Source organism: Gemmiger formicilis (genome assembly GCF_016900095.1).
Lineage (GTDB): Bacteria > Bacillota > Clostridia > Oscillospirales > Ruminococcaceae > Gemmiger > Gemmiger formicilis_A.
This window is the reverse complement of record NZ_JACJJP010000056.1, coordinates 1-4,981: the sequence shown is the minus strand read 5'-3', so window position 1 is coordinate 4,981 and position 4,981 is coordinate 1. Positions and strand designations below refer to the sequence as shown.

General features: G+C 65.9%; 5 protein-coding genes and 1 pseudogene. All 6 read left to right on the top strand.

The window, feature by feature from the left end:
* A pseudogene (locus tag H6B15_RS14960) lies at positions 1–373 on the top strand (hypothetical protein); the annotation flags it as partial.
* A 145-nt stretch (positions 374–518) separates the two neighbouring features.
* Complete coding sequence (locus tag H6B15_RS14955; protein ID WP_204648806.1) at positions 519–674, top strand: hypothetical protein; 156 nt, start codon at positions 519–521, stop codon at positions 672–674.
* Positions 675–858: 184 nt separating this feature from the next.
* The gene (locus H6B15_RS15725) at positions 859–1,716 is read left to right on the top strand and encodes a CPBP family intramembrane glutamic endopeptidase (protein WP_204648805.1); all 858 of its coding nucleotides are present in this window, start codon (positions 859–861) and stop codon (positions 1,714–1,716) included.
* Between the two features lie 70 nt (positions 1,717–1,786).
* Positions 1,787–2,461 carry a response regulator transcription factor gene (locus H6B15_RS14945; protein ID WP_204648804.1) on the top strand — a complete coding sequence of 225 codons (675 nt, stop codon included), beginning with the start codon at positions 1,787–1,789 and terminating at the stop codon, positions 2,459–2,461.
* Positions 2,451–4,016 carry a sensor histidine kinase gene (locus H6B15_RS14940; protein WP_204648803.1) on the top strand — a complete coding sequence of 522 codons (1,566 nt, stop codon included), beginning with the start codon at positions 2,451–2,453 and terminating at the stop codon, positions 4,014–4,016. The genes H6B15_RS14945 and H6B15_RS14940 overlap by 11 nt, the downstream gene beginning before the upstream one ends.
* 139 nt (positions 4,017–4,155) lie before the next feature.
* Positions 4,156–4,869, top strand: a complete 714-nt coding sequence (locus H6B15_RS14935) for an ABC transporter ATP-binding protein (protein WP_204648802.1) — start codon at positions 4,156–4,158, stop codon at positions 4,867–4,869.
* The last annotated feature ends 112 nt before the right edge of the window (positions 4,870–4,981 follow it).

Genomic DNA, 4,981 nt, shown 5'->3' with positions numbered 1-4,981 from the left:
ACCCACGCCATCCCCCACCCCCGAAGCCGAGGACGCTCCCCTGCTGGACCTGACCGCTTTGTCCGACACCATCCTGTTTGCCGAGCTGGCCGCCATGACCCGGTCCCCGGAGGAGTATCTGGGCCGACAGGTGCGGATGCAGGGGCAGCTGGCGGTGTACCGGGCCAACCCGGCCCTGGGTATCGACTGCTTTTATGCGGTGGTGGTGCAGGACGCCACCGCCTGCTGCCAGCAGGGGCTGGAGTTCGTGTGGGAGGGTGACCTGCCCGAGGAGGGCACCGAACTGCTGGTCACCGGCCGGTACGAAGCCTACGACTTCGGCGGGCTGCCCAGCTACCACCTGGTGGCCGAATCGGTGGAGGTACCTTCCTGAACCCCCGGCACAAACCGCCGGAACAGCCCCCGTTTTACCAAAAATTCACCTTCATTTTACCCTTGCATGGTGGAGAATCCCCGCCCGGCGTTCTACAATAAACTTGTCCCCCAAAAAGGGGAACACGCATGGGAGGCAATCCGCTATGATGCAGTTTTCTGGTTTGTTTTCTTCGGCCGCCGCGGCCGCCGTCAACAGCGGTTTCTGGCGTCAGAACGGCGTTTCGATGGTCATGACCCTGCTGGCGGCCGCCGTGCTGGGCGTCAGCCTGGTGCTGGCCATCCGCACCACGTCCCGCTGAATCCACCCACATTTTCCGTACCCGGATTCCGGCCTTGCGCCGGGGTCCGGGTCTTTTGTTTGTGATGTTATGACATATTGTAAAATATCCGCATGAATTTCCAGATTGTTCACAATCCGGCGGCGGGCCCCGTGCTACAATGGGCCAAATTCCGGCAGACATCCTCTGCCACAAGGAGGTTCCCATGTCAACCCGATCCCCTGCCAGGTCCGGCCTGACCGGACTGTATCTGTCCTTACTTGCCTACGGCGCCCTCTTCGGGCTGCTGCAGCTCAAGATTCTGCCCGCCCTGGGCTGGAGCGAAGGGGTGGTGCTGCTGGTGTGCAGCCTGGCCGCCTCGGCGGTGCCCCTGGTCTGGTCCCGGTTCGTCCCCGCCCCCCAGGGACCCCGGCCCCTGTTTCTGCCCGGGGCGGGGCAGCTGGTGTTTTTGCTCAGCGTCTCCCTCACCGGCAACCTGGTCCTGATGCTGCTCACCCCCTGGATGGAAAAGCTGTGGAAGCCCTTCGGCCTCACCGCCCTGCCCACCCCGGGCGACGAACGCCTGACCCCGCTGGTGGCGCTGTACATCTGCGTGGTGGGGCCGGTACTGGAAGAGCTGGTCTTCCGCGGGGTGCTGCTCCGCCGTCTGTCCCCCGCCGGGGCCCGGGTGGCGGTGGTGCTCTCCGCCCTCTGCTTCGGGCTCATGCACCACGACCTGTACCAGGGGCTTTCGGCCTTCTGGTGCGGGCTGGTCTTCGGCTACGCCTACCTGCAGTACGGGCTGCTCTTCTCGGTGGGGGTGCACATGGCGGGCAACAGCATCGCGGTGCTGCTGCAATGGCTCCAGGACCGGGGCACCGCGGCCAGCCTGGTCATCCTGCTGCTGGCCGCAGCCCCGGTTCTCATCACCCTGGTGGGGGTTCTGCGGCGGCTGCGCCGCCCCCGCACCGCCTCTTCCCTGCCCGGCCCCCAGCCCGGGTTCCGGTGGGCGGCGCCCGCCTTGTGGGCGCTTTTGGCCTTCGACACCATCTACCTGATTCTGGCCTCCTTCCGCCGGGTGTGACCCCCGGCTTGACAGGGGCGGCCCTCCTCGTGTATGCTGAAGAAAAACAACGGAAGGCGGAAAAATTTCCATGTCCAAGACCATTCTGATTGCGGAGGACGACGCCGACATCCGGGCGGTGCTGCGCCTGTACTTGGAAAGCGAGGGCTTCGGGGTGCTGGAAGCCCCCGACGGGGAGAAAGCCCTGGCCCTGGCGTTGGAACGCAGCCCCGACGCGGCCATTCTGGACGTGATGATGCCCGGCATGGACGGGTTCCGGCTGACCCGGGCGCTGCGGCGCACCAGCGACATTCCGGTGCTGATCCTGTCGGCCAAGAGCCAGGACAGCGACAAGATTCTGGGGCTGAACCTGGGGGCGGACGACTACATCTCCAAGCCCTTCAACCCCATGGAGGTCATCGCCCGGCTGAAAGCCCATCTGCGCCGGGCGGGAAACAGCGCCCCCAAGACCCTGACCGTGGGGGCCCTGACCCTGGACACCGCCGCCATGCAGCTGTACAAGGACGGGCGGCCCATCCTGCTGACCCCCACCGAATACAAGATTCTGGCCCAGCTCATGGGGGCGCCGGGGCGCATCTTCACCAAGGTGCAGCTGTACGAAGGCATTGCCGGGGAATATTTTGAGAGCAACGACAACACCATGATGGTGCACATCTCCAAGCTGCGGGAAAAGATCGAGGACGACCCCAAGAATCCGCGGTACATTGTGACCATCCGGGGATTGGGGTACAAGATTGAAGCGTAAGGAAAACCGGCTGTTCGCCCTGCTGGTGAAGAATTACCTGCTGTTCACCCTGGTGCTGCTGTTTCTGGCGGGCGGGGTGTACTGGCTGTGGGACCGGCAGTTTGAGCGGCTGCTGAACCCGGTGGACTGGGACGCCCTGCTGGAGGACTATGCCCTGACCGAAGGGCGGTACGAGGAGCTGGACCGCTACCTGCACGGGGCGGGCAACGGCTTTGCGGTGCTGGACGAGACCGGCGCCGAACTCTACCGCGCCGGGGATATGCCCGAACCCCTGACCCCCGGGGAGCTGGCCTGTGTGCCCTTTTACGGGGACACCGAATATCTGGACGCCTTTCCCGAGGCGGAGGGCGGGGACGTGCACTACCGGGTGCTGCGCACCCGCCTGCGGGAGGACGGCAGCTCCGAGATCACCGGGGACATGGCCCTGGACGGGGATTTCCGGGTGCTGTCCGGGGCGCTGGAGCCGAGCAAGACGGTCTACACCCCCCGGGAATACGCCATCCTGTCCGGCAACTACCCGGCCCACGGCACCCTGTACCGGTACGAGTTTGCCACCACCGGAGGGGTGCACACCCTGCTGTTCTGCGTGGCCCCCCTGGACGAAGAAGCCCTGGCCCGGGTGAGCCGGGACGGCTGGGTGGTCTGGCTGGCGGCGCTGCCGCTGTACGCCGGGGCGCTGGCCTTCTTCATCTGGCGGCTGGGGCGGCGGCTGCGCCCGCCCCTGGAACGGCTGCGGGCCGCCCTGGACGCCCAGGCCCGGGGCCGGCGGGTGCCGGTGGGGGACTGCGGCGGCGTGCAGGAACTGCAGCGCATCGGCCGCAGCCTGGACGAGCTTTCGGCCAAGCTGGAAAAGAGCGAACAGGAGCGGGCGGAGATGGACCGGGAACGGCAGCGAATGATCGCCAACATCTCCCACGACCTGAAAACCCCGGTGACGGTGATTGCCGGGTATGTGGACGCCCTGGCCGACGGCAAGATTCCCCCCGCGGAACAAAGCCGGTATCTGGCGGCCATCCGCAGCCGCACCGACGCCCTGACCCAGCTGATCAACGCCTTCCACGAATACAGCAAGGTGGACCATCCCCAGTTCACCCTGCAGCGCCGGGACCTGGACCTGTGCGAGTATCTGCGGGAATACCTGGCCGGCCAGTACGACGCCATCGAGCTGGCGGGCTTTGCCCTGGAGGTGTCCATCCCCGAAGAGCCCTGTCCCTGTTCCCTGGACCCCTTCCAGTTCGGCCGGGCCCTGGACAACCTCATGGGCAACGCTTTGCGGTACAACCGGCTGGGTACTCTGCTCACCGTGACCCTGGCCGTGGAGCCGGGATGGGCCCTGCTCACCGTGGCGGACAACGGCGAGGGCATTCCGCCCCAGCGGGCCGCCGCCATCTTTGAGCCCTTTGTGGTGGGCAGCGACGCCCGCAGCGGGGGCGGCAGCGGGCTGGGGCTTTCCATCACCCGCCGCCTGGTGGAGCTGCACGGCGGCACCATCACCCTGGACAACCGCCCGGGGGAGGGCGCGGCCTTCCTGATCCGCCTGCCCCTGCCCCAATAAAACACCCTGCCCTGCCGGGGCGGAAAAGCAAAAGCTTTTCCGCCCCGGCTTTTCTTTACGAATCTTAAGGTTGCGTTGAGAAAGAACCAAGGTTGACCCGGTATACTCAGAGCCGTCAACCAAGGAGGAGGTGACCGGATTGCAAACCCCATACCCCAGAAAACGCCCCCTCATCGAGGTGCGGGACATCCGCAAGGAGTACCCCCTGGGCGATGAGACGGTAGTGGCCCTGAAACGCATCAACCTGAACATCATGCGCGGCGAGATCTGCTGTATCTTCGGCACGTCCGGTTCGGGCAAAAGTACCTTTCTGAACCAGCTGGCCGGGATGGAAAAGCCCACCCGGGGGCTGGTGACCATCGGCGGGGTACCCATCTCCCGCCTGGACGAAAACCAGCTGGCGGCCTTCCGCCAGCGGCACATCGGGTTCGTGTTCCAGTCCTACAACCTGCTGCCCAACCTGACCGCCACTGAGAACGTAGCCCTGCCCCTGATGTTCCGGGGCGTGCCCCGCAAGGAGCGGGAGGAAGCCGCCCGCCGCATGCTCTGCCGGGTGGGGCTTTCCCACCGGCTGGACCACTTTCCCCGGCAGATGTCCGGCGGCCAGCAGCAGCGGGCGGGCATCGCCCGGGCCTTCATCGCCCGGCCGGACGTGGTCTTTGCGGACGAGCCCACCGGCAACCTGGATTCCAAGACCACGGTGGAGATCATGGAGATGATCTGCACCTTTGCCCGCCGCTACCACCAGACCATCATCCTGGTCACCCACGACCCGGAGATGGCCGCCTACGCCGACCGCATCGTGCGTCTCATCGACGGAGAGATCGTCAGCGACGAGACCAGACGCCCATAATATAGAAGGAGGATGCTCCATGTCTTTGATCCATAAATCCGCCGCCCTGCTGCTGGCCCTGACCCTGGCCGCCGGGGCCGCCCTGCCCGCCTTTGCGGAGGAGCCCGCCCCC